Genomic DNA, 26,785 nt, shown 5'->3' with positions numbered 1-26,785 from the left:
GGTCCGATCCGTTTGTGCAGCGGGAAGGAATTACGGCACACTGATGTTGTGAAAAACATGTCCTCGATCGAGCCAGGCAGCGAGCGCGGCACCCGCGCCCGTGTCGCCAGGCTGATCCTGGAGCATGGTCCCGTGACGGCCGCCTCGCTCGGCGAGCGGCTGGGGCTCACACCCGCGGCGGTGCGGCGTCACCTCGACGCGTTGCTGGCCGATGGGCTGATAGAGCCTCGCACGGTGCGCCCGCGCGGTCAACGCGGGCGGGGGCGACCGGCCAAGCTGTTCGCCATCACCGACGCGGGGCGCAGTGCTTTCGAGCATGCCTATGACGATCTGGCCGGGAGCGCGCTGCGTTTCCTGGCCGAGCGCATGGGACGGGAAGCGGTGACCGACTTCGCCCGTTCGCAGGTGTCCAGCCTGCTCAAGCGGCTGGAGCCGGTCATGCGGACGGTGCCCGCGGACCAGCGCGTACAAGTGCTGGCGCAGGCGCTGTCGGCGGAGGGGTACGCCGCCTCGGCCAGCAAGGCCAAGTCGGGTGGCGACCAGCTCTGCCAGCATCACTGCCCGGTGGCGCACGCGGCGGCGGAGTTCCCGCAGTTGTGTGAGGCCGAGACGGAGGCGTTCGCGCAGCTGCTCGGCACGCCGGTGCAGCGCCTGGCCACGATCGCGCACGGCGACGGGGTCTGCACGACACACGTGAGCCCGCAGACGCTGGGCGAATCCGCACATAGAGACAAGAGCAAGGAGACCGGAAGGTGACTGTCACCGACCGCCCGGAGCTGGAAGGCCTCGGGAATTACAAGTTCGGCTGGGCCGACCCGGATGCCGCGGGCGCGGCGGCCAAGCGCGGCCTGTCCGAGGAGGTCGTACGCGACATCTCCAGGCTCAAGAACGAGCCGGAGTGGATGCTCGACCTTCGCCTGAAGGGCCTCCGCCTGTTCCACAGGAAGCCGCTGCCCACCTGGGGCTCCGACCTCACCGGCATCGACTTCGACAACATCAAGTACTTCGTGCGCTCGACGGAGAAGCAGGCCGCCTCCTGGGACGAGCTGCCCGCCGACATCAAGAACACCTACGACAAGCTCGGCATCCCCGAAGCGGAGAAGCAGCGCCTCATCGCCGGTGTCGCCGCCCAGTACGAATCCGAGGTCGTCTACCACAAGATCCGTGAGGACCTCGAGGAGAAGGGCGTCATCTTCGTCGACACCGACACGGGCCTGAAGGAGCACGAGGACCTCTTCAAGGAATACTTCGGCTCGGTCATCCCGGTGGGCGACAACAAGTTCGCCGCGCTCAACACCTCCGTCTGGTCCGGTGGCTCGTTCATCTACGTGCCGCCGAACGTCGAGGTGGAGATCCCGCTGCAGGCCTACTTCCGGATCAACACCGAGAACATGGGCCAGTTCGAGCGGACCCTGATCATCGTGGACGAGAACAGCTACGTCCATTACGTCGAGGGCTGCACCGCGCCGATCTACTCCAGCGACTCGCTGCACAGCGCCGTCGTCGAGATCATCGTGAAGAAGAACGCCCGCTGCCGTTACACGACCATTCAAAACTGGTCCAACAACGTCTACAACCTGGTCACCAAGCGCGCCGTGGCCTACGAGGGCGCGACCATGGAGTGGATCGACGGCAACATCGGCTCCAAGGTCACGATGAAGTACCCGGCGGTCTACCTCATGGGTGAGCACGCCAAGGGCGAGACGCTGAGCGTCGCGTTCGCGGGCGAGGGCCAGCACCAGGACGCCGGCTCCAAGATGGTGCACCTGGCGCCCCACACGAGCTCCAGCGTCATCTCCAAGTCGGTGGCGCGCGGCGGCGGCCGCACCTCCTACCGCGGTCTCGTGCAGATCGAGGAGGGCGCGCACGGCAGCGCCAGCACCGTCAAGTGCGACGCGCTGCTGGTCGACCAGATCAGCCGCTCCGACACCTACCCGTACGTCGACGTCCGCGAGGACGACGTCAGGATGGGCCACGAGGCCACGGTCTCCAAGGTCAGCGAGGACCAGCTCTTCTACCTCATGAGCCGCGGGCTCGACGAGGACGAGGCGATGGCGATGATCGTGCGCGGCTTCGTGGAGCCGATCGCGCGCGAGCTGCCCATGGAATACGCCCTCGAGCTCAACCGGCTGATCGAGCTGCAGATGGAAGGAGCCGTCGGCTGATGGGCCTGAACGAGAAGCCCTTGTCGACTCTGCACGAGAAGGCGTCCTTCGACCTGGGCGACTTCGACGTCCCGACCGGGCGCGAGGAGGCGTGGCGGTTCACGCCGCTCTCGCGCCTCAAGGGTCTGCACAGCGGCAAGGCCGACCCCGTCGGCCATGTACGCGTGGACGCGGACGCCGCCCCCGAGGTCACCGTCGAGACGGTCGGCCGCGACGACTCCCGCGTCGGGAAGGCGTTCGTGCCGACCGACCGGGTGAGCGCGCAGGCGTGGAACGGCTTCGAGAAGGCCACCGTGATCACGGTGCCGCGCGAGGCCGTCACCTCCAGGCCGACCGTCCTCACGCTGACCGGCAGCGGTGACGGGGCCGCCTACGGGCACATCGTGGTCAAGGTCGAGCCGATGGCCGAGGCCGTGCTCGTGCTCGACCACAAGGGCAGCGCGGTCTACGCCGACAACATCGAGTTCGTCGTCGGCGACGGCGCCACGCTCAGGGTCGTCAGCCTGCAGGACTGGGACGCCGACGCGGTCCACGTCTCACACCACTACGCCCAGCTGGCCAAGGACGCGACGTTCCGCAGCTTCGTGGTGACGCTCGGCGGCGACCTCGTACGCCTGTCGCCCAACGTGTCCTACACCGCCGCGGGCGGCGACGCCGACCTGTCGGGCGTCTACTTCGTGGACGCCAGGCAGCACCTGGAGCACCGCCTGCTCGTCGACCACTCGCAGCCCAACTGCAAGAGCAACGTCGACTACCGCGGCGCGCTGCAGGGCGAGGAGGCGCACGCCGTCTGGATCGGCGACGTGATCATCAGGGTCGAGGCCGAGGGCACCGACACCTACGAGCTCAACCGCAACCTCATCCTCACCGACGGCGCCCGCGCCGACTCGGTGCCCAACCTGGAGATCCTCACCGGCGAGGTCGCGGGAGCGGGGCACGCCTCCGCCTCCGGCCGGCTCGACGACGAGCACATCTTCTACCTCCAGGCCCGCGGCATCCCCTACGACGAGGCCCGCCGCCTGGTCATCAGGGGCTTCCTCGGCCAGCTCATCGAGAAGATCCAGATCGAGGAGATCCGCGAGCGGGTGCTCACCGCGGTGGAGGCGGAGCTCGCGAGATGACCGTGTTCGAGAAGGTGTGCAAGCTCGACGACATCCCCGACGGGGGTGCCCTCGGCGTCGAGGTGGGGGAGACGCCGGTCGCGCTCGTACGCAAGGGCGGCGAGGTGTTCGCCCTGCACGACGTCTGCTCGCACGCCGAGGTGAAGCTCAGCGAGGGCGAGGTCTACGACGGCACGCTGGAGTGCTGGCTGCACGGCTCGTGCTTCGACATCCGCTCCGGCAAGCCCACCGGCCCGCCCGCCACCAAGCCCGTGAACGTCTACACAGTCAAGATCGACGGCGATGACGTCCTCGTCTCGCTCTCGAAGGAGTCATAAGTGTCAATCCTGGAGATCCGTGACCTGCAGGTCGCCGTCGAGGACAAGGAAATCCTGCGCGGCGTCAACCTGACCGTGAAGTCCGGACAGACCCACGCCATCATGGGCCCGAACGGCTCGGGCAAGTCGACGCTCGCGTACGCGATCGCCGGCCACCCCAAATACACGATCACCGGCGGGCAGGTGCTGCTCGACGGTGCGGACCTGCTGGACATGTCGGTCGACGAGCGGGCCCGCGCGGGCCTGTTCCTGGCCATGCAGTACCCGGTCGAGGTCCCCGGCGTTTCCGTCTCGAACTTCCTGCGCTCGGCCGTGACCTCGGTCCGCGGCGAGGCGCCCAAGCTGCGCGAGTTCGCCAAGGATCTCAAGGGCGGCATGGACGCGCTGTCCATCGACCCCGCCTTCGCCCAGCGCAACCTCAACGAGGGGTTCTCCGGCGGCGAGAAGAAGCGCCACGAGATCCTCCAGATGGAGCTGCTCAAGCCGAAGATCGCGGTGCTCGACGAGACCGACTCCGGCCTCGACGTCGACGCGCTGCGCGTGGTGTCGGAGGGCATCAACCGCTTCCGCGCCTCCGGCGAGACCGGCGTGCTGCTGATCACGCACTACACCCGCATCCTGCGCTACGTGCAGCCCGACTTCGTGCACGTCTTCGCGGGAGGCCGGATCGTCGAGGAAGGCGGTCCAGAACTGGCCGAGAAGCTCGAGGCCGAGGGCTACGAGCAGTACACGAAGGCGACTGCATGACTTCCACCAGCTTCGATGTGGAGAGGATCAGGAAGGACTTCCCGATCTTCTCCCGCGAGCTGCCCGACGGGCGCCCGCTCGTCTATCTCGACTCGGGCAACTCCTCGCAGAAGCCCGCCCAGGTCATCGAGACCATGCGCGAGCACTTCGCGATGCACTACAGCAACGTCGGGCGGGCCATGCACGTGCTCGGCGCCGAGTCGACCGACGCCTACGAGAACGCCCGCGACACGATCACGGGCTTCGTCGGGGCACCAGCGCGCGACGAGATCGTGTTCACCAAGAACGCCTCCGAGGCGCTCAATCTGGTCGCGTACTCCTTCGGCAACCCCGCCAACACCGATCCGCGCTTCACGCTCGGTCCCGGCGACGAGATCGTCATCTCCGAGATGGAGCACCACTCCAACATCGTGCCGTGGCAGCTGCTCGTGCAGCGCACCGGCGCGACGCTGAAGTGGTTCGGCGTCACCGACGACGGCCGGCTCGACTACGACCCGGCGGTGATCACCGAGCGCACGAAGATCGTCTCGATCACCCACCAGTCCAACGTCCTCGGCACCGTCAACCCGGTCGCCGAGGTGGCCGGGCGGGCGCACGAGGTGGGCGCGCTCATCATGCTCGACGCGTCCCAGTCCGTGCCGCACCACCCGGTGAACGTCACCGAACTGGGCGCCGACTTCGTGGCCTTCACCGGTCACAAGATGGTCGGCCCTTCCGGCATCGGCGTGCTCTGGGGCAGGTCCGAACTGCTGGAGGCGATGCCCCCGTTCCTGGGCGGCGGCGAGATGATCGAGGCGGTCTGGATGGACCACTCGACGTACGCGCCGATCCCGCACAAGTTCGAGGCGGGCACGCCGCCGATCGTCGAGGCCATCGGGCTCGGCGCGGCCGCCGACTACCTCACCGAGGTCGGCATGGAGGCCATCGAGGCGCACGAGCGCGCCCTGACGGCCTACGCGCTCGACGCCCTGCGCGAGGTGCCCGGCCTGCGCTTCATCGGCCCCGACTCGCTGGAGCGGCGCGGCGGCACGGTGTCGTTCACGATGGAGGGCATCCACCCGCACGACGTCGGGCAGATCCTGGACGACCGGTTCGGCGTCGCCGTACGCGTCGGCCACCACTGCGCCCGGCCGCTGCACCTGCGCTTCGGAATACCCGCGACCACGCGGGCGTCGTTCTACCTGTACAACACCACGGGCGAGATCGATGCCCTGGTGCGCGGCCTCCACCACGTTCAGAAGGTGTTCGCATAGCCATGATCGGCGAGTCGATGTACCAGGAGCTGATCCTGGAACACTACAAGCACCCGCAGGGGCGGGGGCTGCGTGAGCCGTACGACGCCGAGGTTCACCACGTGAACCCGACGTGCGGCGACGAGATCACGCTCAGGATCAAGGTGGGCGACGCCGGCAAGATCCTCGACGTCTCCTACGAGGGCCAGGGCTGTTCCATCAGCCAGGCCGCCGCCTCGGTGCTGCACGAACTGGCCACCGGCTCGACGGTCGTGGAGACGCTCGCCGTGGTCGACGAGTTCACCAGGCTCATGCAGGGCAGGGGCCAGGTGGAGGCCGACGAGGACGTGCTCGGCGACGCGGTCGCGTTCGCGGGCGTGGCCAAGTTCCCGGCGCGTGTTAAATGTGCGTTGCTTTCGTGGATGGCCTACAAGGATGCTGTTGTGAGGAGTGCTGCCGAATGAGCAAGCCGGTGGAGACCCCGACCGACCTCGACGGTGACGCCACCGTTGAGGAGGTCATGGAGGCGCTCAAGGATGTCGTCGACCCCGAGCTCGGCATCAACGTCGTCGACCTGGGCCTCGTCTACGGGCTCAACCTCGATCCGTCCGACGGCGGGCAGCCCGTGGCCACCATCGACATGACGCTGACCAGCGCGGCCTGCCCGCTGACCGACGTCATCGAGGACCAGGCGCACTCGGCGCTCGACGGTATGGTGTCCGACGTGAAGATCAACTGGGTCTGGCTGCCGCCGTGGGGCCCGGACAAGATCACTGACGAGGGGCGCGAGCAACTGCGTATGCTAGGCTTTAACGTCTGATCTTTTCTGCTGCTATGGCTGACGTAAAGCGTCAGCCGTTTCAGCGTGCCAAAGTGGGTTTCGGAAGGTCCGGGCCCGTCCGGGGAATATCCGATAACATCCACGGCGTTGGCACCAGGTACACCTGACGTCTCATTGCGCGTCTCGCGCCGCCTGCGGCCGGTGCCCCGGTGTATCCCCCTCATCTGACCCGCCCCGACGGCGGGTGCCCTTGAACCCTGTGCGGCCCATGCCGCACGCCTTGGCTCGTCCTTTCGCAGAAGTGACGCGCCACTTCGATGGAAAGGCACGACTTTCGTGACCATGCTTGACGCTGTCATGCCCGAACTCGGCGAGAACACCCCCGAGCCGGGCCCGTCCGAGTTCGAGCTGCTGGGCCTGCCCAAGCCGCTCATCACCGGACTGGCCAAACAGGGCATCGACAGCCCTTTCCCCATCCAGAGCGCCACCATCCCCGATGTGCTCGCCGGCAAGGACGTGCTCGGCCGCGGCCAGACCGGCTCAGGCAAGACCCTCGCCTTCGGCCTGCCCACCATGGCCCGCCTCGCCGGCGTGCGGCCCGCTCCCGGCCGCCCCCGCGCCATGATCCTCGTTCCCACCCGCGAGCTCGCGCTCCAGGTGCACGACGCCCTGGAGCCGCTGGGCCGCGGCCTGGGCCTGCGCATGAAGGTCGTCGTCGGCGGCATGTCCATGGGCAAGCAGATCGAGGCGTTGCGACGCGGCGTCGACGTCGTGATCGCCACCCCCGGCCGCCTCGGCGACCTGATCCGGCAGGGCGAGTGCTCGCTGTCCGAGGTCGAGGTCAGCGTCCTGGACGAGGCCGACCACATGTGCGACCTCGGCTTCTTCCCCGTCGTCACCGACCTGCTCGCGCAGACGCCGGCCGACGGGCAGCGGCTGCTGTTCTCGGCCACGCTCGACGGCGACGTCGACAAGCTGGTGCGGCGCTTCCTCAAGGACCCGATCACCCACTCCGTGGCCCCGGCTACCTCGCCGGTCGACACCATGGAGCACCACGTGGTGCAGGTCACCCGTGACGACAAGTTCGACGTCACGGCGGAGATCGCCAACCGCGAGGGCCGTACGATCATCTTCGTCCGCACCCAGCACGGCGTGGACCGGCTGTGCAAGCAGCTGGCCAGGGTCGGCGTCAAGGCGGGCGGCCTGCACGGCGGCAAGCGCCAGAACCAGCGCACCCGCATCCTCGCCGAGTTCCGCGAGGGCTCTGTCAACGTGCTGGTCTGCACCGACGTCGCCGCGCGCGGCATCCACGTCGACAACATCAGCCTGGTGCTGCACGTGGACCCGCCGCAGGACCACAAGAGCTACCTGCACCGGGGCGGGCGCACCGCCCGCGCCGGCGAGAAGGGCACCGTCGTCACGCTGGTGCTGCCCAACGAGCGCCGCGCGACCGACGCGCTCACCCGGCGCGCCGGGATCCACCCGTTCCGGCTGAAGGCCACGCCCGGCCACCCCCGGCTCGCCGAGGTGGCCGGCGCCCGCACGCCGAGCGGCGAGGCCATCCCGGTGTGGGAGCCGGACGTCCGCAAGCCGCTGCGGTCTCGCCGCGACGGTGGCGGTCATGGCGGGTCCGAGCGTCGTGGGCGTCGTCCGCGCCGCGAGTTCGACGGCGAGCGCCGCCCGCGCCGCCACGAGGACGGCGGGCGGCCCGCCGCCTCCGGCGAGCGTCCGTTCGCGTCCGGCGACGACCGCCGTCCGCGCCGGCACACCGACGGTGAGCGGCCGTACGCGCGTCCGGCGCAGGAGCCGCGCACGTTCAGCGACGACCGGCGCGGTGACAGCAGGCCGCGGGGCGGCTACCGCTCCGACGATCGCCCGTTCCGGCAGGACGACCGCGGCCAGCGGGGCGGCGGGTTCCGCTCCGACGACCGCGGCGGCCGCTACGCCTCCGACGGCGCCCGGCCGGCCGTGGGCGACCGTGACCGCGGGTTCGTCTCCGATGACCGCGCGCCGCGTGACGGCTTCCGCTCCGGCGGCCGTACGGACGAGCGCGGCAACGGCGGCTTCCGCCGCAACTCGGGCCGCCGCTTCGACCGCTGACCGACGCCACTGAACCGACGGCGCTGAACCGACGGCGCCGACCGACGGTGTTTCGTCGACGGCGCTGGCCGATCATGACCGCTGCCCGCCGTGCCCGTGAGGGTGCGGCGGGCAGCGTCGTGTTCCGGCCCAGTGGTACGACGCGAGCCGTCGGTCTCGAAGCTCCATCGGCCGCGGCGCTGTCGAGATATACGGGGGTTGACCTGCATGTTTCGCCGACACCTTGGAAAATTCGGCCCCATGGAAACCGGGGGCGTCTCGCGTGGCGGACGCGGGGCGTGGTCACCCTGTCCCGCAGACTAGGCTTGACAAGCACGTCAGCCGACCGACGAGAGAGACCATGAAGACCTTCGAAGAGCTGTTCGCCGAGCTGTCAGAGAAGGCCAGGACCCGGCCCGCGGGCTCGGGCACCGTGGCCGCGCTCGACGCCGGCGTCCATGCCATCGGCAAGAAGGTCGTCGAGGAGGCCGCCGAGAGCTGGATGGCCGCCGAGCACGAGTCAGACGACAGGGCAGCCGAGGAGATCTCACAGCTCCTCTACCACGTGCAGGTGCTCATGATCGCCAAGGGCATCGGGCTCGACCAGGTCTACAAGCATCTCTAGGGCGCCGTGCGCCCGCCACCGGCCCTGGAGAAGCAATCACGAGAGACCGAAGGACCTGATCATGCTGCGTCTGGCAGTACCCAACAAGGGCGCGCTCAGCGAGGCCGCCCAGAGCATGCTCAAAGAGGCCGGCTACCGGTCGCGCAGGGACAGCAAGGAGCTGGTCGTCGTCGACCAGGACAGCGGCTGTGAGCTGTTCTTCCTGCGCCCCCGCGACATCGCCGTCTACGTCGGTGAGGGCACCCTCGACGTCGGCATCACCGGCAGGGACATGCTGATCGACTCCGGCGCGCCGGTCGAGGAGATCATGCCGCTGGGCTTCGGCGGCTCCACGTTCCGCCTGGCGGCCACCGCGGGCACGATGACCTCGGCCGACGACCTCGACGGGCGGCGCGTCGCCACCTCCTACCCGGGGCTGCTGGAGAAGTACCTCTCAGAGAAGGGCGTCGACGCCCGGGTGATCAAGCTCGACGGCGCCGTCGAGACCGCCATCCGGCTCGGCGTGGCCGACGCGGTGGCCGACGTCGTGGAGACCGGCACGACGCTGCGCAACGTCGGGCTGGAGGTGTTCGGCGAGCCGATCATGCGCTCCGAGGGCGTGCTGATCAAGCAGCAGAGCGCCTCGGACACGCCCGGCCTGGAGCAGCTCATACGCCGTTTCCAGGGCGTCGTGCATGCCCGCGACTTCGTCATGATGGACTACGACATCCGCGCGGAGCGGATCGAGGAGGCCATCGCGCTCACGCCCGGCATGGAGGGCCCCACGGTCTCCCCGCTGCACAGGGAGGGCTGGGTCGCGGTGCGCGCCATGGTCCGGCGCAAGGGCCACCAGCGGGTGATGGACCAGCTGTGGGACATCGGCGCAAGAGCCATCCTGGTCACCGACATCTACGCCTGCCGCCTGTGAGATCTGCCCGCTAGGCCACGGGCCGGGTGGGCATATCGGTACCGTGCGTAACGAACTGGTCGCCTGGCGTGGCACTGCCAGGCAAATGTGGGCAAGGCTGGAGCAGGGTAATCGGCGCTGGGCGGCGGGCACGTCGCACCGCCCGCGCCAGGACCCCGAACGCAGGAAACAGGTCGCGACGAGCCAGGCACCGTACGCGGTGGTCCTGTCGTGCATCGACTCGCGGGTGCCACCCGAGGTCGTGTTCGACGTAGGCATCGGCGATCTCCTCGTCGTCCGTACGGCGGCGCACACACTCGACTCGCTGGGCATCGCCGCCGTCCAGTACGGGCCGCAGGACCTGCGCGCCCCCCTCGTCGTGGTCCTCGGCCACCAACGCTGCGGCGCGGTCACCGCCGCGGCCCGGGCTTTACGCGGGCGGGAGACGCTGCCCGGCGAGCTGCCCCACGTCGTCGCAGCGCTCGAACCCGCCTACGCCTCCTCGGACGGCCAGGTCGAGCCCATGGTCCGCGCCCATATCCTGCGGACCGTCTCGCGCCTGAGAGCCGACCCGCTCCTCTACGGCGCCGCCACCGTGATCGGCGCCTACTACAGCCTCGACACGGGCCTGGTGACCCGGATGGCCTGACAAATGTCATGGTCAACGCCGGAGGGAACGCACTAACCCGGCCGAGATCCCGGCCATAGCGTTCCCTCTATGAACGCCATCGTGTCCGACCACGTCAGCAAGTACTACGGGGGCGTGCTCGCCGTCGACGACCTCTCGCTCACCATCGAGCCGGGCAGCACCGTGGCGCTGCTCGGCCCCAACGGCGCGGGCAAGTCGACCTCCATCAACCTCCTGCTCGAAGCCATCGACGGCGAGGAACTGCAAGCTCGGTCGGTTACGGCCGAGAAGCTGACTAGCGTAGTTCGGCCGCCCGGGGCCAGGCGCTCAGGACGTAGTCGAAGCGGCGGTCCGGGTAGAGGCCGGGGCGCGCCCACGGGTTGGCGTTGCTCCACGTGTGGCCGGGGCCGCCGTCGCCGGCGACCTCCCAGGCGTCGTAGAACACCACCCGCGGCGTGGCGGGCGCGGTGCGGCCGGTCAGCATCCTGATCTCGTCGCTGTCGGGCGGCGCGTTGAAGTCGCCGCACACCACCGTGAGATGTCGGCGCGAGGCCACCTCGGCCACGAACGCGGTCAGCGCCCGCACCTGCGACCGGCGCACCTCCGACTCGTCCAGCCGGAACGAGCCGATGATCGCGCTGAACACCTGCAGCGGCCCGCGCGGCCCTGCCAGCTCGCAGAACCGCGCGGTGCCCGGCATCTCCCCGCCGGGTAGCCGGCGCTCCTCCGTGCGCGTGATCGGCCAGCGCGACAACACCGCGCAGGGCAGCGTCCCCGTGCCGGAGGCGGCGTGCTCGTAGCCGAGCGTCTGTCCGGCCCACTCCTGCAGGGTGACCACGTCGGGGTCGAGCTCGCCCACGACCTTCCTGATCAGCTGGGCGCGTTCGGCGTACGGGCCGTACTCGCCCCAGACGTTCCACGTCAGCAGGCGTACGCGGGTCTCGATCAACGGTCCGTACGGCTCCGCCCAGTCCATGCCGGCCCCTCCACACCACCTTGACGGGGTCGTCACGATACTGGTTCGGGACCGCGGGAGCGAGGGGCAGGTCGTCAGCTTCTGGCCGAGGTCACCTGCCTGATCAGGTCGGAGACGCGGACGATGCCGAGGCAGCGGTTCAGTTCGTCGGTGACCACCAGGTCGTCGTAGACGCGGGCCGAGTCCCGGCCCGCCGCCTGCATGGCCGCGATCGCCGGGGTCGTCCTCGGCACCGTGCGCGGCCGGTCGGCCAGGCGCTGCGCGGGCTTCGAGCCGTGCAGGGCATGGCCGTAGCGGGCCGCGAACGACAGCAGGAAGCGGCTGCGGTCCAGGCTGCCCATGGGCCTCTGGAACTCGTCCACCAGGATCACGCTGGTGATCGTCGGCTCCTGCCCGAACGCCGCCACCGCCTCCTCCGCCTTCGCCTCGGCCGGCAGCGTCACGGCCGGGATCAGCAGTTCCTGCACGCGCGGGCCGAGCATGATCCCGGCGGGCGACTCGTCGGTGACGGGGAGCGGCACGCGTACCTTGCCGTCGGGGCCGGGGGCCAGGAGGGGGCCGTGTGCGAGGCGTACGCCGAGGCCGCGGGCCACCGCCACCTGCGCCTCGCGCTCGACTCCCGGCGCCAGCACGTGCGCGCCGACCCCGCGGGCCAGGGTCACGACCGCCCGTGCCACCGCGATCGCGCGGTGGTCCCCGGGAATGCGCGCCACCAGTTCGGGGTCCAGCGCCACCAGGTACGGCGCCGCGTCCGAGACCAGGTCAAGCGACATGCCGTCCGACCCCACGCCGCCGAATCCCAGCAGGTAGCCGATCGTCCGCAGGCCGTCGAGGCTCACTCTCAGCAGCCGGCGGTGCTGCTCCTGGCACGGTCCAGTGAGCAGCAGGATCGCCTCGCGGGGATGGCGGCCGGCCCGGCGCAGCGCCTCGTGCAGCGGGGCGAGCGCGCCCGCGCCCGACAACACCACGCCGATGGGAAGCTCCATCACCATGGGCAGCGGGGCGGCGCGCAGGGTCCCGGTGGAGTCCACGACGGCGGGGTGCGCGATGACGGCCCCGGAGTCGAGATCCACCATGGGGCTGGTGAGCAGGGAGGACACGTTCAGAGGATCCTCGCGTCGCATGTGTATCAGAAGTCCCGGGAAACAAAATTTACCGACATTTCCATTTAGGTTCCCTGCCGGCTCCGAGGGGAATGCCGTTCGGTTAGCCTTCGGGGCATGAGCGCGCGTCCCGCCAAGGGTGGCGGCCGGTGGGTGACGGTGCCGCCAGAACGCGTGCACCCCTGGATCGACGGCTTCGCCGCACGTCACGGCCCCTTCACGGCGACGGGGGACGCCCTGGTGGTGCGGCTGCTGGCCGCCGACGGGGCCCTCGCCGAGTTGCACGTGCCCTTCCCGCCCATGCAGGCCGGGCCGCCGCACGTCACCCGGCTCGTCGCGCACGCCCGGGCGGAGCGGAGGGCGGGAGTGTTCCTGGTACGCCTCGGCGGGTACGCGGCCGGCGTCTTCCACGGGTCCGGACTGGTGGCATCCAAGGTCGGGTCACGGCTGGTGCAGGGGCGTACGGCGGCCGGCGGGTGGTCGCAGCAGCGCTACGCCAGACGGCGGCGCAACCAGGCGGCCCAGGTCTTCGACGACGCGGTGGAGACGGCGATCCGGGTGTTGTCGCCGTACCTGGGGGAGCTGGACGGGGTGGTGCTGGGCGGGGACCGCAGGGCGATGGACGCTCTGCGTCCCGACCGGCGGCTGGCGCCGCTGCTGGCGCTGGAGACCGAGCCGTTCCTGGTGGTGCCGGATCCGCGGCTGGCCGTGCTGCGCGACACCCCCGCCACCTTCCGCGCGGTCCGCGTCCGCGTACTCGACCCTTGAACGACTCCCAGGCCGGGACCCTTGCGCGACTCCCGAGCCGGCCGCGTTGAGTGGCTCCCGAGCCGGGGTTGAGTGGCCGAGCGAGCTTCAGAGCTTCAAATGGCCTTCAGGGCTTCAGGAAAGGCGTCCTTGTGGTCGGCGAGGAAGGCGGACAGGGGGCGGGGCGGGCGGCCGGTCAGGTCCTCGACCGCCGTCGTGGTCGTCGCCCACCGGCCGTCGCCGGTCTCGGCCATCAGCGCGGCCAGGTCGCCGGCGTGCGGCTGGGGGACGCCCTGGCGTTCCAGGTGCGCGGTCATCTCCGGCACCGGCAGATCCACGTAGCGGACCGTACGGCCGAGCGCGGCGCCGATCTCCCCGGCGATCCGGTCGTGCGACAGGGATTCCGGCCCGGTGAGCACGTGGTCGCCGCCGGGGCCGACCGGTCCGGTGAGCAGGGCGGCCGCCACCTCGGCGATGTCCCGCGCGTCGATGTAGTTGACCTCCTTGGGGCCGTACGAGCCGTAGAAGCGGCCGTCCTGGACGTCGCGCGGCAGGTTCTGCATGAACCTGGTCGGCTGGAGGATCGACCAGGGCACGCCCGATTTCCTGAGATGGGCGTCGACCTCGCCGTGCATGCCGCCGCCCAGCTTCGCGCCCGGGGTGGCGCCGCGTACGGACACCGCGACCACCTGGGCCACGCCCGCGCGGGCGGCAAGGTCGATCACCGCGCGGTGGGCGTCGGCCGCGCGGCCGATCGACCCGGTCGCGCCGGTTATCACGATCACCCTGACCTCCTAAGTGGAATCTCGAATTCCGGTTAGCCCGGACGGTACACTAAGCGGAATCGAGCCGTCCACTTTGGAGTCGTACGTGCGCGCGGATGCCAGGCGGAATCTGGACAAGATCGTTGAGGCGGCCGCCGAGACCGTGGCCGAGCGCGGCGTGGACGCCCCCATGGAGGCCATCGCCAAGCGGGCCGGAGTCGGCATCGGCACGCTCTATCGCCGCTTCCCCGACCGCCACGCGCTGATCGCGGCCGTCGGCGACCACTACATCCACACGATGGCGAACGCGCTCGACGAGGCCGCCAGGAGCCGGGCCGACGCCTGGAGCGCGATCTGGGACTTCGTCTCCTGGGTCGCCGAGCCCGGCCGGGCCGCGCTGGCCACCGCGCTGGCCGTGCTCCCCGAGGAGGCGATCGCGGAGCGGGCCGAGTTCGCGCGGGCCAGGCAGGGGTGGGTGGAGCGGTTCGACGGGCTCGTACGCCGGGCGCAGGCCGAGGGCTCGATGCGTACGGACGTGGGCGTCGAGGACCTCATCCACCTCCTGAACGTCTTCACCTGCCACCCCGGGCAACTCCCCGAGCCGGTGGCCTCACACCCGGGGAGATACCTGCGCCTGATGCTCGACGGCATGAAGGCCACCGCGGCCACCGTGCAGTGTTGAGTCTTTGAGACGATTCAAAAAAATCTTGGATGCCGCTATGATGCGAGAGTTCACGGCGGGCCGCTCCCAGCGGGCCACCGTCAGTAGCCGACCATGCACCTACAGCAGCACGGCCTCGTGAGGATCGATGGCGACCAGGAACATCAAGGAGGTCGCGCAGCTGGCGCGGGTCTCTGTGGGCACCGTCAGCAACGTGCTCAACCGCCCGGAGATCGTGTCTCCAGCCACACGCGAACGCGTCTTCGAAGCGATCAAGAAGCTGGGTTTCGTCCGCAACGAGGTGGCCCGTCACCTGCGGGTGGGACGCAGCAGGACGGTCGGGCTCGTGGTGCTCGACGTGTCCAACCCGTTCTTCGTGGACGTGGCGCAGGGCGCGGAGTCGGTGGCCGACGACCACGACACGATGGTGGTGCTCTGCAACAGCGCCGCCGACATCGGCCGCGAGAAGCGCCACCTCGACCAGCTCGAACAGCAGCGGGTGATGGGCATCCTCATCACCCCGGTCGAGGTGGAGAGCCCGTGGCTGGCCGAGCTGGTCGCCCGGGGCACGCCCGTCGTGCTGGTCGACAGCCCGGCCACCGGCCTGCAGTGCTCGGTCGCGGTCGACGACCGGCTCGGCGGGCAGATCGCCGGCGCCCACCTGATCGAACGGGGGCATCGGCGGATCATGTTCGTCGGCGGGCCGCCGTCCATCAAACAGGTGGCCGACCGGCACGCGGGCGTCAGCGGCGCGGTCGCGGCCGTCGGCGGCGCCGTCGAACTACTCACCGCCACCGCGCCCACGCTGACCGTGGCCGAGGGGCGGGCGATCGGGGAGCGCGTGGCGGCGCTGCCCGCGGCCGAGCGGCCCACGGCCGCCTTCTGCGCCAACGACATGATGGCGCTGGGCCTGCTGCAGGCCATGGCGACGCACGGGCTCCGGGTGCCTGAGGACCTGGCCATCATCGGCTACGACGACATCGACTTCGCCGCCGCGGCCGCGGTGCCGCTGTCGTCCGTGCGACAGCCTCGCGAGCTGCTCGGGCGGACGGCGATCGACCTGTTGCTCGAGGAGGTCGCGGAGCCCGAGCAGCATCGGCACCGGCAGGTCATCTTCCAGCCCGACCTGGTGATCCGCGAGTCCAGCGCGCCGTACCGCGATCATCGCTGAACCCATTCACCCAGCGCGCCCGGCCACCTCGGACGGCGCAGGCCACTGCGGCGCACGCCGCGGCAGGCGCGGCGGGTGGGCGCGCCGAGCGGTGTGCCGGGCGCCGCGATCCCGAAGGAGCCCCCCTTGGCCGAGATCTATCAGAACGCTCTGGCCTGCCGGGAAGACCTGGCCGGCTTCCGCATGGAGGGGGACGGCGCCACGTCCTTCCCGCAGGGACGGCTGCGCCTGGAGAGTCGCCGGCCGCCGTCCGACGGGCAGGAGGCCAACCTGGTGCTGTGGTGTCCCGGGGAGTTCCCCGCCGACGTGCGGATCGAGTGGGACTTCTGGCCGGTCAGGGAGCCGGGGCTGGCCATACTCTTCTTCCACGCCAGGGGCCGCGACGGCGCGGACCTCTTCGATCCGCGCCTGGCCGCGCGCACGGGGCCGTACGAGCAGTACCACCACGGCGACATCGACGCCTACCACGTCTCCTACTTCCGGCGCAGGTGGCCCGCCGAGCGCGCCTTCCACACCTGCAACCTGCGCAAGAGCCACGGGTTTCACCTGGTCGCGCAGGGAGCCGACCCGATACCAGGCGTCCTCGACGCCGACGGGCCCTATGCCATGCGGCTGGACGTCAGCGGCCGGGAGGTCGTGTTCTCGGTCAACGATTTGGTCTCGTTCCGCTGGGAGGACGACGGCTCGATCGGTGGTCCCGCCCTGGCAGGGGGCAAGATCGGGTTCCGGCAGATGGCGCCGTTCATCGGTGAGTACGCAAATCTCCGCGTGTCTTGTCATTGACTTTGAGTCGATTCAACACTAATTTCGCACCAACCGCCGTTCACCAGCTTGTAACAGGGCAGGAATTGCGGTGCAACAACCCACCCCCGTATCCGTGCACGTGCCACGAGAAGGTGGTGCCGGATGACCCATCCCGCCATGTCGATCAGGATTCAAGCTGCCTGCTCAGAGCTCATCTGGGCGGTCAGGCTGAATCTGATGTGGATCGTCTTCACCCTCGCGGGAGGCGTGCTCCTCGGGCTCGGGCCCGCCACCGTCGCCGCCTACACCCTGGCTCGGAGGCATGCCCGAAATGAATCGTTTCAGGGCTGGACCGAATTCTGGACCGTCTACCGGCGGGAGTTCGTCCGGGCCTCGTTGCTGGTCCTGCCCGCGGCGGCGACCGCCGTCGTCCTGATCGGCAACTACCTGTACTTCTCCGCTCTGGGGCCCGGCATGGGGACGTTGCGCATCGCGACGCTCGTCGCGCTCCTCGCCCTGGCCGGTACGGGCGCGTACGTAGGCCCCCTCTACGCGCATTTCGACCTGCCGCTGCGGGCCTACTGGCTCAAGGCGTCCCAGCTAGCGCTCCTGCGCCCGGCCTCGTCCGTGCTGTTGCTGCTAGCGCTCTCCGCCATCGCCTTCGCGACCTCGGTGGCGCCCATCCTCGCGCCCCTGGTCAGCTTCGGCGCGTGGATCCACCTCAACACGTGGCTCTGCCTGCGCTTCTTCGAGGAGAACGAGGCGCGCCTGCATTCGAAAGGGAACTCATGAGCGCATCCCGTCGCCGGCGGCTCATGGCCGGCGCATTAACGCTAACGGCTGCTCTCACCGCCTCGGCATGCTCAGGCGGTGCCGCCCCCCAGGCCGACGCCAACACGCTGACCATCATGACTAAGCTGCACGGCACGGCGCCCGACCCCAAGGGCGAGTTGCAGCAGGCGGTCGAGAAGTTCCTCGGCAAGAAGCTCCAGATGACCTGGGTGCCCAACGCCGAGTACACCGACAAACTGAACGTCACGCTCGCCTCGGACGACATCCCGCAGGTCATGGTCGTGGACCCCAAGCTCCCGGCGTTCGTCAGGGCGGCCCAGGCCGGAGCGTTCTGGGACCTGACCGACAAGCTGGACAAGTACCCGAACCTCAAGCCGATGGACCAGCGCACCGCGCTCAACTCCTCCGTCAACGGCAAGATCTACGGCATCTACCGGATGCGGGCCGCGTTGCGCTCGGCGGTCATCCTCCGCAAGGACTGGCTGAAGAAGGTCGGCCTGGAGGAGCCGGAGACGGTCGACGACCTGTACGAGGTCGCCAAGGCGTTCACCGAGAAGGACCCCGACGGCAACGGCAAGAAGGACACCTACGGCCTGATCATCCCGAAGTGGCCGGGCAACTACGCCAGCTCCAGCCCCTACGACACGCTCGAGACCTGGTTCGGCGCCCCGAACGGCTGGGGCGAGCGGGGCGGCAAGCTCGTCCCCGGGTTCGACACCCCGGAGTTCCTCGAGGCCAACAGGTTCCTCAAGAAGATGGTCGACGAGGGCCTGGTCAACCCGGACTTCGCCACCCTCGACTCGGCCAAGTGGAACGAGCCGTTCTTCCACGGCAGGGGCGGCATCATCATCGACGTGAACGTCCGCTCCAGGCAGGCTTTCGACCTGTTCAGGGACGACGGTGACAAGAACTACGGTGACAAGGTCGCCATGGTCGGCAACCTCAAGCGCTCCGACGGCCAGAAGTTCTCCCTGCCGTTCACCGGCTACCTCGACGTCCTGGCCATCTCCCGGCAGAGCGTGCCGACCGAGCAGGACCTCGACAACGTGCTGAAGACGCTCGACAAGCTGGGCACGAAAGAGGGCCAGAACCTGGTCCAGCTCGGCATCGAGGGCCGCAACTACGAGGTGGTGGACAACACCGCGACGCTGATCAACGAGACCGACCCCGTGATCAGGACCATCCAGGACAACGCCGACGACGCCTTCGTCCAGCTCAGTTTCAAGGGCGACCTGGACATCGGGGGCATCGCCTACCCGCGCACGCCGTCCGGTCAGCCGTACAAGGACACCCTCAAGCTGCAGAACGAGTTGATGGCGGAGGACCTCAAGACGGCCGTGCACAACCCGGCCCTGCCGGTCATCTCGCCCACCGCCGTCTCCAAGGGCGGCCAGATCGACACGATCATTCCCGACGCCCGGATCAAGTACCTGTCGGGGGCCATCACGGAGGAGCAGCTGAAGGGGGAGATCAAGCGCTGGTACGACAGCGGCGGCACGCAGGTGGCGGCCGAGGTCAACGACCTGGTCTCCAAGCTCGGCAACTGACCACCGGCCCTGAGGGGCCCTGGGACGCGTCTCCTGGGCCCCTCGCATGAAAGGAGGCCGCTGTGGCCACCGACCTGGCGCCGCCTCCTGAGAAGGCGGTGCCCAAGAGCGGGCGGGGAGCCGGCAAGGTGTCGCTGCGCGTCGCGCTGCTACGCTATCGCTGGCTCTACCTGATGCTCATCCCGGGCATCGCCTACTTCGCGCTTTTCAAGTACCTGCCGATGTACGGCGTGACGATCGCCTTCCAGGACTTCGTGCCGTTCCTCGGCTACTCCGGCAGCCCGTGGGTCGGGTTCGAGAACTTCCGGCAGCTGTTCGCCGGGCCCGACTTCGGCCGGCTGATGTTCAACACGCTGTTCCTGGCGTTGCTGAACGTGCTCATCGTCTTCCCCGCGCCGATCATCGTGGCGCTGCTGCTGAACGAGCTGCGGATCAACATCGTCAAACGCTCGGTCCAGTCGCTGATCTACATCCCGCACTTCCTGTCCTGGACGATCGTCGCCTCGCTGACGTACGTGCTGTTCGCCGCGGACTTCGGGGCGATCTCCGGGTGGATCCGCGACCTGCTGGGTGACACCGCGAAGGTCGACTACATGGCGCAGGAGGAGTGGTTCCGCCCGCTGATCATCCTGCAGCTGCTGTGGAAGCAGACCGGCTGGGGCACGATCATCTACCTGGCCGCGCTGGCCGGCGTCGACCCCAACCTGTACGAGGCGGCCCGCATGGACGGCGCGGGACGCTTCCGTCAGCTCTGGCACGTCACGCTGCCCGCCATCCGCCCCACGGTCGTCGTCATGGCCATCCTCATGTCGGGGAACCTGCTCGACACGGGCTTCGAGCAGATCTGGCTGATGACCACTTCGCTGAACCGCTCGGTGGCCGACGTGTTCGACACCTACGTCTACAACACCGGCATCATCCAGGGCGCGATCAGTTACTCCACCGCCGTCGGCCTGTTCAAGGGCGTGGCGGGCGTCATCCTGATCTTCGGCTCCAACTGGCTGGCCAAGCGCCTCGGCCAGCGTGGGCTGTTCTGAGGAGCCACGCATGTCGACCAAGACCGCGACCAAGCAGGCGGTCCACCACCACAACTCGCCCGGCGGCCGCGTGTTCGACGCGCTCAACGTCGTCGTGCTCGCCGGGCTGGCGCTGATCACGGTCCTACCGCTGCTCTACGTGCTGGCCGGGTCCTTCGCGGGTGAGGCGGAGATCTCCTCGCGACCGTTCTTCCTGTGGCCGCAGAAGTTCGTCACCGAGTCGTACGAGTACATCTTCGCCACGGACGCCTTCCTGCGCGCCCTGGTCACCACCGTCCTCGTGACGGCGGCGGGCACGGTGGTGCAGGTGCTGCTGACGTTCACCATGGCATACCCGCTGGCCAAGCGGTATCTGCCGGGCCGGGCGCTGGTCCTGAACCTGATCATCTTCACGCTGGTGTTCGGCGGCGGCATGATCCCCACCTTTCTGGTGGTGCGCGATCTCGGGCTGCTCAACAGCTACTGGGCGCTGATCCTGCCGTTGGCGATCAACCCGTTCTACCTGATCATCGTGAAGAGCTTCTTCCAGGAGTTGCCGCAGGCCCTGGAGGAGGCGGCGCGCATCGACGGCTGCAACGAGATGGGCGTGTTCTTCAAGATCGTGCTGCCGCTGTCCAAGCCGATCATCGCGACGTTCTCGCTGTTCTACGCGGTGGGCATCTGGAACGACTACATGTCGCCGCTGCTGTACATCAACGATCCGAGCAAGTGGACGCTGCAGATCCTCGTACGCCAGCTCACCAGCACCGACGCGGCGACCGCGCTGTCCCAGCTGGACCGGACCTGGGTGCCGCCCGAGCAGGGGCTCAAGTTCGCGGTCGTGGTGATCGCGACGCTGCCGATCCTGTTCTTCTACCCGTTCCTGCAGAAGCACTTCGCCAAGGGTGTGCTGATCGGAGGGGTCAAGGAGTGACCCCTCCGGTGCCGCCGGCCCTGTCCGGCGGCACCCGTTTCCGCTTCCGCGGCGCCGGCAAGGTGGCCGCGATCGTCGCCGAGTGACTCAGGGAGATCACATGACCGCACTTCGCTGGCTGGACCGACCGGGCGAGCAGGGGGTGACCTGGGGAGTCCCGTGGCCGCGCGGCGCGGTCGGGCGGGACACCGCGTTCGCGCTGGCCGACGAGGGCGGGCGCGAGGTGCCCGTGCAGAGCTGGGTCACCGCGACCTGGCCCGACGGCTCGGTCAAGTGGACGGCCCACGCCGTCGGCGCGCACGCCCCGGTGGAGTCGTACCGGCTCGAACCAGGGCGCGAGCCCGCCGCGGCGGGGACGCCCGTCACCGTCGAGCGAGCGGACGGCGTGCTGCGGGTCGGCACCGGCGTGGTGACGTGGACGATCGAGGAGCAGGGCGGGACGCTGGCCCGCTCGATCTCGCGCGGGAGCCGCGAGATCGCCAGGGACGTCCGCCTGGTCAGCCTCCGCCAGAGCGAGCCCACCCCCGACGAGGGCGGCGGCGCGCCCCGCGAGCGGGCCACCGGCGTGGTCGAGCGGGTCACCGTCGAGCAGGACGGGCCCGTGCGCGCCGTGGTGCGTCTGGAGGGCCGCCACGGCGACTGGCTGCCGTTCACCGTGCGCCTGTACTTCTACGCGGGGGCGGAGGACGTGCGTGTCATGCACACGTTCGTCTGGGACGGCGACCCCGAGCGCGACTTCCTGGCCGGGCTCGGCCTGAGCGCCGACGTCGTCATGCGCGACGAACCGCACGACAGGCACGTGCGGCTGGCCGGGGCCGAGGGCGGCTTCCTCACCGAGGCCGTACGCGGGCTGACCGGCCTGCGCACGGACCCCGGCGAGGCCGCGCGCCGGGCGCAGATCGAGGGCAGGGCGGCCGGCGAGCTGAACCCGGAGGTCGGCAACCGGTTGCACTTCATCCCCGCCTGGAACGACTACACCCTCGACCAGAGCTCCGCCGACGGCTTCACGCTGCGCAAACGCACCGCCGACGGCCACGCGTGGGTGACCATCCCCTCCGGCACCCGCTCGGCCGGGTACGGCTACGTCGGCGGCGTCAGCGGCGGCCTCGGCTTCGGCCTGCGCGACTTCTGGCGCCTGCACCCCACCCGCCTGGACATCAGGAACGCTGCCACCGACCTCGCCACCGTGACCGTCTGGCTCTGGTCGCCGTCCGCGCCCGCCATGGACCTGCGCTTCTACCACGACGGCCTGGGCCAGGACACGTACGCCAAACAGCTCGAGGCCCTGGAGATCACGTACGAGGACTACGAGCCCGGGTTCGGCGACGCGCACGGCGTGGCGCGTACGCACGAACTGACCCTGCGCGCCTGCGACGCCACGCCCCCGTCGCGGGACCTGGCCGGGCACGCGGCCGCCATGAACCGGCCGGGGCTGCTGGCCGTGGCCCCCGAGCGGATGCTGGAGGCCGGCGTGTTCGGCGTGTGGGGCCTGCCCGACCGCTCCACGCCCGCGCACGCCAGGATCGAGGACCGCCTGGACTTCCTGTTCGACCACTACGTACGCGAGCGCGAGCAACGCAGGTGGTACGGGTTCTGGGACTACGGCGACGTGATGCACACCTACGACCGCGACCGCCACACCTGGCGTTACGACATCGGCGGCTACGCGTGGGACAACTCCGAGCTGTCGCCCGACCTGTGGCTGTGGCTGCAGTATCTGCGCACCGGAAGATCGGACGTCTTCCGCTTCGCCGAGTCGCTGACCCGCCACACCGGCGAGGTCGACGTCTACCACCTCGGCAGGTGGAAGGGCCTGGGCAGCAGGCACAACGTGCAGCACTGGGGGTGCAGTTGCAAGCAGCTGCGCATCTCCAACGCCGCCTACCGGCGCTTCTACTACTACCTGACGGCCGACGAGCGCACCGGCGACCTCATGGACGAGCTGAGCACGCCCGAGGAGACGTTCGTGGTGATCGACCCCACGCGCAAGGTGCGCGAGGACGTCTACACCCCGGACCCCTCGGCGCTGTCGGTCGGGCTCGGGACCGACTGGGGGGCGCTGGCGGCGGCCTGGCTGACCCGCTGGGAGCGGCACGGCGACGAGCGGGCCAAGGACCGGCTGCTGGGCACGATGGCCGGCATCGGCGCGCTGCCGCACGGATTCCTGACCGGTGAGGCCAGGCTCGACCTGGCGGCCGGGCGGTTCGACACCACGCGCGACAAGATCTCCATCTCGCACCTCTCGTCGTTGTTCGGGCTGCCGGAGATGTGCGCCGAGCTGATCGGGCTCGGGCTGGACGTGCCCGGCTTCGAGAAGACGTGGCTGGACTACTGCCGGCTCTATCTCGCCACCCCCGAGCAGCAGGAGGCGGAGGTGGGGCAGCGGCTGACCGGCATCTCGCTGGTGCAGGCGCACAGCCGGCTCACCGCGTACGCGGCGACGCGCCTGGACGACGCAGGGCTGGCCGCCTGGGCGTGGCGGAAGTTCTACCTCGACGAGGGCGACCAGCGCAACACGAACATGCTGCAGCGGCAGGCCGACTGGGAGATCGCCGTGGTCGACGGGCCGAACGTGCTCTCTCCCGTCCGGGAGGCGCCCTTCGTGAGCACCAACACCGCCTCGCAGTACGCGTTGGCCGCGATCCACAACCTGGCGCTGATCGGCAAGCACCTGGCGGAGCATTAACCAGAAGTGGGGCCCCGGAAGGGGCCCTACACTGATCTGTATGCACACTCCCGATTGAACCGGCGTCGCACGCCCAAACCCTCGTTTCCTAGCTCGGGAGTGTTCCGCCAACATGATCATCGCCAGTGATATCGAGCTGCGCGCGGGCGCGCGCCTGCTCATCGAGAAAGCCACGTTCCGGGTCAACCCGGGCGACAAGATCGGGCTCGTCGGCCGCAACGGCGCCGGCAAGACGACGTTGACCAAGGTGCTGGCGGGCGAGGCCCTGCCCGCCACCGGCACCGTGACCACCAGCGGCAGCGTGGGCTACCTGCCGCAGGACCCGCGCACCGGCGACCTGGAGGTGCTGGCCCGCGACCGCATCCTGTCCGCGCGCGGGCTCGACGAGGTCATCCGCAAGCTGCGCGAGGCGGAGGTCGGGATGTCCTCGGCCGACGACCGCACCCGCGAGAAGGCCGTCAAGCGCTACGGCCGGCTCGAGGACCAGATGCACGTCCTCGGCGGCTACGCGGCCGAGTCGGAGGCGGCCTCCATCGCCTCCAGCCTCGGCCTGCAGGACCGAGTGCTCTCGCAGTCGTTGCAAACGCTTTCCGGGGGCCAGCGCAGGCGCGTGGAATTGGCGCGAATTCTTTTCAGCGGAGCGGAAACTCTCCTTCTCGACGAGCCCACAAACCACCTGGATGCGGACTCAATCGGCTGGCTTCGCGATTTTTTGCGAAGTCATCAAGGTGGCTTGGTGATCATCAGCCACGATGTCGGCCTTCTTGAAGCCACGGTCAACAAGGTCCTGCACCTGGACGCCAACCGGTCGGCGATCGATCACTACAACGTCGGCTGGACCGCCTATCTCGCCCAGCGCGAGACCGACGAGAAGCGCAGGAAGCGCGAGCGGGCCAACGCCGAGAAGCAGGCGGGCGCGCTGCTCGCGCAGGCCGACAAGATGCGCGCCAAGGCCACCAAGGCCAAGGCGGCCCAGGACATGATGCGCCGTGCCAACCGGTTGCTGTCCGGCACCGAGGAGGTGCGCAAGGCCGACAAGGTGGCGCGGTTGCGCTTCCCCGACCCGCTGCCCTGCGGACGCACCCCGCTGATGGCCGAGGGCCTGTCCAAGTCGTACGGGTCGCTGGAGGTCTTCACCGACATCAACGTGGCCATCGACCGAGGTCACAGGGTCGTCATCCTCGGGCTCAACGGCGCGGGCAAGACCACGCTGCTGCGCGTGCTCGGCGGCGTCGAGGAGCCCGACACCGGCGAGATCAGGCCGGGACACGGCCTGAAAGTCGGCTACTACGCCCAGGAGCACGAGACCCTCGACCCCGGCCGCACCCTGCTGGAGAACATGCGTTCGGCCGGCGGCCAGTTCACCGACACCGAGTTGCGCAAGGTCCTCGGTTCTTTCCTGTTCACCGGAGAGGATGTCGACAAGCCGGCCGGGGTCCTGTCCGGCGGTGAGAAGACCCGTCTCGCGCTCGCCATCCTGGTGCTCTCCAGCGCCAACGTCCTGCTTCTCGACGAGCCGACCAACAACCTCGACCCGGTCAGCAGGGAGCAGGTTCTCACCGCTCTGAGGTCGTATTCAGGAGCAATCGTCCTAGTCACACATGACGAGGGTGCCGTTGACGCCCTGTCACCGGATAGGGTGATCTTGCTACCTGACGGAACTGAAGACGCATGGAGCGCCGAATTTTCCGATCTTGTGGCACTTGCCTGATCTTAATTTGAGTGGGTACGGATCTTTTCCCGTGGAGTAGGTAGCCGATCCCGCTGAAATGACTGATCATGGCGGAGTAACGCTGCGGAAGTCCGGCACTACAGGAGGTACTCGTGGCCGAGACACTGAAGAAGGGCACCCGGGTCACCGGGGCCGACCGGGAAAAACTGGCCGGCGATCTCAAGAAGCGCTACGCGCAGGGCGAGAGCATCCGCGCGCTGGCCGCTTCTACCGGCCGGTCCTACGGGTTCATCCACCGCATCCTTAGCGAGTCCGGTGTGACTCTGCGCGGGCGCGGCGGGGCGACCCGAGGCAAGTCCAAGCGCTGACGACCGCCTCGGAACGTGCGACCGCAGCCGCCCGTCCCTAGTCGGCCGACGTCGCGCCCGAGCCAGAACGATATTCTGTAGGCTCGGGCGCGACGGTCAGCGTCGGCGGCGCACCGTGGTGCGCAGCCGGGACTCACAGGGAGCGGACGATGGCGGAAGCGCAGGCGCGACAGCGCGGGGGGAAGGCGAAGGACGTCTCCGTGGCAGCACTCGCGGAGATCGGGCTTCGCTTCGAGGTGGACGGTGAGATAGCGACGATCACGCTGGACCGGCCGGAAAAGCGCAACGCGCAGACGTTCGCGACATGGTCGGCACTGGGCCGCATCGGCGAGAGCCTGCCCGAGCAGGTGCGCGTCGTCGTCGTGAAAGGTGAGGGACCGTCCTTCTCGGCAGGGATAGACCTGCGGATGTTCACACCCGAGGGGGTGCCCGGACAAGGCTCGTTCAGTTCGGCGGCCAGGAGCGGCGGCGCGGACTTCGAGCAGCGCATCAGACAGGCACAGGCGGGGTTCCTGTGGCTGCGCCGCCCGGAGATCGTTTCCATCGCCGCTGTGCAGGGGCACGCGATCGGCGCGGGATTTCAGCTCGCGCTCGCCTGCGACCTGCGGATCGTGGCCGATGATGTCAAGTTCTGCATGAAGGAGCCCGCACTGGGCCTGGTGCCCGATCTGACGGGGACCAAGCCCCTGGTGGAGCTGGTTGGCCTGGCCAAGGCGATCGACATCTGCCTGACCGCCAGGATCGTGCACGCGGACGAGGCCATGCGCATCGGCCTCGCGGAACTCGTGGTCGCCGGGGGCGACCTGGAACAGGCCGTACAAGACAGGATCGCGCAGTTGCTCGCCGTCAACCGGGACGCGGCTGTCGCGACCAAGCGACTCCTCCAGGGGGCGCGCTCACGCACCCTGGAGGAGCAGAGTGTGGCCGAGGGGATCGAACAGGCCGCACGTATCAAGGCCCTCTTCGGCTGACCGGCCGCGCCCGGGGTTTCGCGGTGAGCGGAGCCGGGAATCCGGCGGATCC

At 69.2% G+C, this 26,785-nt stretch carries 27 protein-coding genes and 1 pseudogene; 25 read left to right on the top strand and 3 right to left on the bottom strand.

Going from position 1 to position 26,785, the window contains the following annotated elements; genetic code table 11:
* Positions 1-57 precede the first annotated feature (57 nt).
* The 13 genes and pseudogenes from ITP53_RS19740 to ITP53_RS60335 all read left to right on the top strand — a co-directional run.
* Positions 58-756: a helix-turn-helix transcriptional regulator gene (locus ITP53_RS19740; RefSeq protein ID WP_195896885.1), complete on the top strand. Its 699-nt coding sequence runs from the start codon at positions 58-60 to the stop codon at positions 754-756.
* The gene (gene sufB, locus ITP53_RS19735; RefSeq protein WP_195896884.1) at positions 753-2,165 is read left to right on the top strand and encodes a Fe-S cluster assembly protein SufB; all 1,413 of its coding nucleotides are present in this window, start codon (positions 753-755) and stop codon (positions 2,163-2,165) included. Before ITP53_RS19740 ends, sufB begins: the two co-directional genes overlap by 4 nt.
* Positions 2,165-3,286 carry a Fe-S cluster assembly protein SufD gene (sufD, locus tag ITP53_RS19730; protein ID WP_195896883.1) on the top strand — a complete coding sequence of 374 codons (1,122 nt, stop codon included), beginning with the start codon at positions 2,165-2,167 and terminating at the stop codon, positions 3,284-3,286. The genes sufB and sufD overlap by 1 nt, the downstream gene beginning before the upstream one ends.
* The gene (locus ITP53_RS19725; RefSeq protein WP_195896882.1) at positions 3,283-3,603 is read left to right on the top strand and encodes a non-heme iron oxygenase ferredoxin subunit; all 321 of its coding nucleotides are present in this window, start codon (positions 3,283-3,285) and stop codon (positions 3,601-3,603) included. Before sufD ends, ITP53_RS19725 begins: the two co-directional genes overlap by 4 nt.
* A complete protein-coding gene (sufC, locus tag ITP53_RS19720) occupies positions 3,604-4,350 on the top strand; it encodes a Fe-S cluster assembly ATPase SufC (protein ID WP_195896881.1) in 747 nt (248 codons plus the stop codon).
* Positions 4,347-5,603, top strand: a complete 1,257-nt coding sequence (locus tag ITP53_RS19715) for a cysteine desulfurase (protein WP_195896880.1) — start codon at positions 4,347-4,349, stop codon at positions 5,601-5,603. The genes sufC and ITP53_RS19715 overlap by 4 nt, the downstream gene beginning before the upstream one ends.
* A 2-nt stretch (positions 5,604-5,605) precedes the next feature.
* Entirely contained in the window at positions 5,606-6,046 is a 441-nt protein-coding gene (gene sufU, locus ITP53_RS19710; RefSeq protein WP_195896879.1) for a Fe-S cluster assembly sulfur transfer protein SufU, read from the top strand.
* Entirely contained in the window at positions 6,043-6,402 is a 360-nt protein-coding gene (locus ITP53_RS19705; protein ID WP_195896878.1) for a metal-sulfur cluster assembly factor, read from the top strand. The genes sufU and ITP53_RS19705 overlap by 4 nt, the downstream gene beginning before the upstream one ends.
* A gap of 303 nt (positions 6,403-6,705) precedes the next feature.
* A complete protein-coding gene (locus ITP53_RS19700; RefSeq protein ID WP_195896877.1) occupies positions 6,706-8,463 on the top strand; it encodes a DEAD/DEAH box helicase in 1,758 nt (585 codons plus the stop codon).
* Between the two features lie 340 nt (positions 8,464-8,803).
* The gene (locus ITP53_RS19695; protein ID WP_020547470.1) at positions 8,804-9,067 is read left to right on the top strand and encodes a phosphoribosyl-ATP diphosphatase; all 264 of its coding nucleotides are present in this window, start codon (positions 8,804-8,806) and stop codon (positions 9,065-9,067) included.
* Between the two features lie 61 nt (positions 9,068-9,128).
* Positions 9,129-9,974 (top strand): ATP phosphoribosyltransferase, encoded by an 846-nt coding sequence (hisG, locus tag ITP53_RS19690; protein WP_195896876.1) that lies wholly within the window; start codon positions 9,129-9,131, stop codon positions 9,972-9,974.
* Between the two features lie 43 nt (positions 9,975-10,017).
* Entirely contained in the window at positions 10,018-10,602 is a 585-nt protein-coding gene (locus tag ITP53_RS19685) for a carbonic anhydrase (protein ID WP_195896875.1), read from the top strand.
* Between the two features lie 69 nt (positions 10,603-10,671).
* Positions 10,672-10,785 (top strand): annotated as a pseudogene (locus ITP53_RS60335) (ABC transporter ATP-binding protein); the annotation flags it as partial.
* Between the two features lie 91 nt (positions 10,786-10,876).
* Here ITP53_RS60335 and ITP53_RS19675 read toward each other — a convergent pair.
* Both ITP53_RS19675 and ITP53_RS19670 read right to left on the bottom strand, forming a co-directional pair.
* Positions 10,877-11,557: an endonuclease/exonuclease/phosphatase family protein gene (locus ITP53_RS19675; protein ID WP_195896874.1), complete on the bottom strand. Its 681-nt coding sequence runs from the start codon at positions 11,555-11,557 to the stop codon at positions 10,877-10,879.
* Positions 11,558-11,631: 74 nt separating this feature from the next.
* Positions 11,632-12,657: an EAL domain-containing protein gene (locus ITP53_RS19670; protein ID WP_328815100.1), complete on the bottom strand. Its 1,026-nt coding sequence runs from the start codon at positions 12,655-12,657 to the stop codon at positions 11,632-11,634.
* Between the two features lie 120 nt (positions 12,658-12,777).
* Between ITP53_RS19670 and ITP53_RS19665 the strand changes: the two genes are divergently transcribed.
* The gene (locus ITP53_RS19665; RefSeq protein WP_195896872.1) at positions 12,778-13,428 is read left to right on the top strand and encodes an acVLRF1 family peptidyl-tRNA hydrolase; all 651 of its coding nucleotides are present in this window, start codon (positions 12,778-12,780) and stop codon (positions 13,426-13,428) included.
* Positions 13,429-13,523: 95 nt separating this feature from the next.
* Here ITP53_RS19665 and ITP53_RS19660 read toward each other — a convergent pair whose 3' ends face one another.
* Entirely contained in the window at positions 13,524-14,192 is a 669-nt protein-coding gene (locus ITP53_RS19660; protein ID WP_195896871.1) for an NmrA family NAD(P)-binding protein, read from the bottom strand.
* A gap of 85 nt (positions 14,193-14,277) precedes the next feature.
* Between ITP53_RS19660 and ITP53_RS19655 the strand changes: the two genes are divergently transcribed.
* From ITP53_RS19655 to ITP53_RS19605, 11 genes are all read left to right on the top strand, one after another.
* Complete coding sequence (locus ITP53_RS19655; protein WP_195896870.1) at positions 14,278-14,853, top strand: TetR/AcrR family transcriptional regulator; 576 nt, start codon at positions 14,278-14,280, stop codon at positions 14,851-14,853.
* 127 nt (positions 14,854-14,980) lie between these two features.
* Positions 14,981-16,003: a LacI family DNA-binding transcriptional regulator gene (locus tag ITP53_RS19650; RefSeq protein WP_195896869.1), complete on the top strand. Its 1,023-nt coding sequence runs from the start codon at positions 14,981-14,983 to the stop codon at positions 16,001-16,003.
* A gap of 126 nt (positions 16,004-16,129) precedes the next feature.
* Positions 16,130-16,786, top strand: coding sequence for a DUF1961 family protein (locus ITP53_RS19645; RefSeq protein WP_207756156.1), 657 nt, complete (start codon positions 16,130-16,132; stop codon positions 16,784-16,786).
* Positions 16,787-16,909: 123 nt separating this feature from the next.
* On the top strand, positions 16,910-17,539 hold the full coding sequence (locus tag ITP53_RS19640; protein WP_236050991.1) for a YesL family protein: 630 nt from the start codon (positions 16,910-16,912) through the stop codon (positions 17,537-17,539).
* A 116-nt stretch (positions 17,540-17,655) separates the two neighbouring features.
* Positions 17,656-19,086, top strand: a complete 1,431-nt coding sequence (locus ITP53_RS19635; protein WP_207756155.1) for an extracellular solute-binding protein — start codon at positions 17,656-17,658, stop codon at positions 19,084-19,086.
* 62 nt (positions 19,087-19,148) lie between these two features.
* Entirely contained in the window at positions 19,149-20,123 is a 975-nt protein-coding gene (locus ITP53_RS19630) for an ABC transporter permease (RefSeq protein ID WP_328815094.1), read from the top strand.
* A gap of 10 nt (positions 20,124-20,133) precedes the next feature.
* Complete coding sequence (locus ITP53_RS19625) at positions 20,134-21,036, top strand: carbohydrate ABC transporter permease (RefSeq protein WP_195896867.1); 903 nt, start codon at positions 20,134-20,136, stop codon at positions 21,034-21,036.
* Positions 21,037-21,136: 100 nt separating this feature from the next.
* Positions 21,137-23,722 (top strand): exo-rhamnogalacturonan lyase family protein, encoded by a 2,586-nt coding sequence (locus ITP53_RS19620; protein ID WP_195896866.1) that lies wholly within the window; start codon positions 21,137-21,139, stop codon positions 23,720-23,722.
* Between the two features lie 112 nt (positions 23,723-23,834).
* Positions 23,835-25,433 carry an ABC-F family ATP-binding cassette domain-containing protein gene (locus ITP53_RS19615; protein ID WP_195896865.1) on the top strand — a complete coding sequence of 533 codons (1,599 nt, stop codon included), beginning with the start codon at positions 23,835-23,837 and terminating at the stop codon, positions 25,431-25,433.
* Between the two features lie 113 nt (positions 25,434-25,546).
* Positions 25,547-25,762 carry a helix-turn-helix domain-containing protein gene (locus ITP53_RS19610; RefSeq protein WP_125642298.1) on the top strand — a complete coding sequence of 72 codons (216 nt, stop codon included), beginning with the start codon at positions 25,547-25,549 and terminating at the stop codon, positions 25,760-25,762.
* A gap of 149 nt (positions 25,763-25,911) precedes the next feature.
* On the top strand, positions 25,912-26,733 hold the full coding sequence (locus ITP53_RS19605; RefSeq protein WP_195896864.1) for an enoyl-CoA hydratase/isomerase family protein: 822 nt from the start codon (positions 25,912-25,914) through the stop codon (positions 26,731-26,733).
* Positions 26,734-26,785 lie beyond the last annotated feature (52 nt).

The organism is Nonomuraea cypriaca (assembly GCF_015645445.1).
GTDB classification, from domain to species: Bacteria; Actinomycetota; Actinomycetes; order Streptosporangiales; family Streptosporangiaceae; genus Nonomuraea; species Nonomuraea cypriaca.
This window is presented reverse-complemented; position numbering and strand designations above follow the sequence as displayed.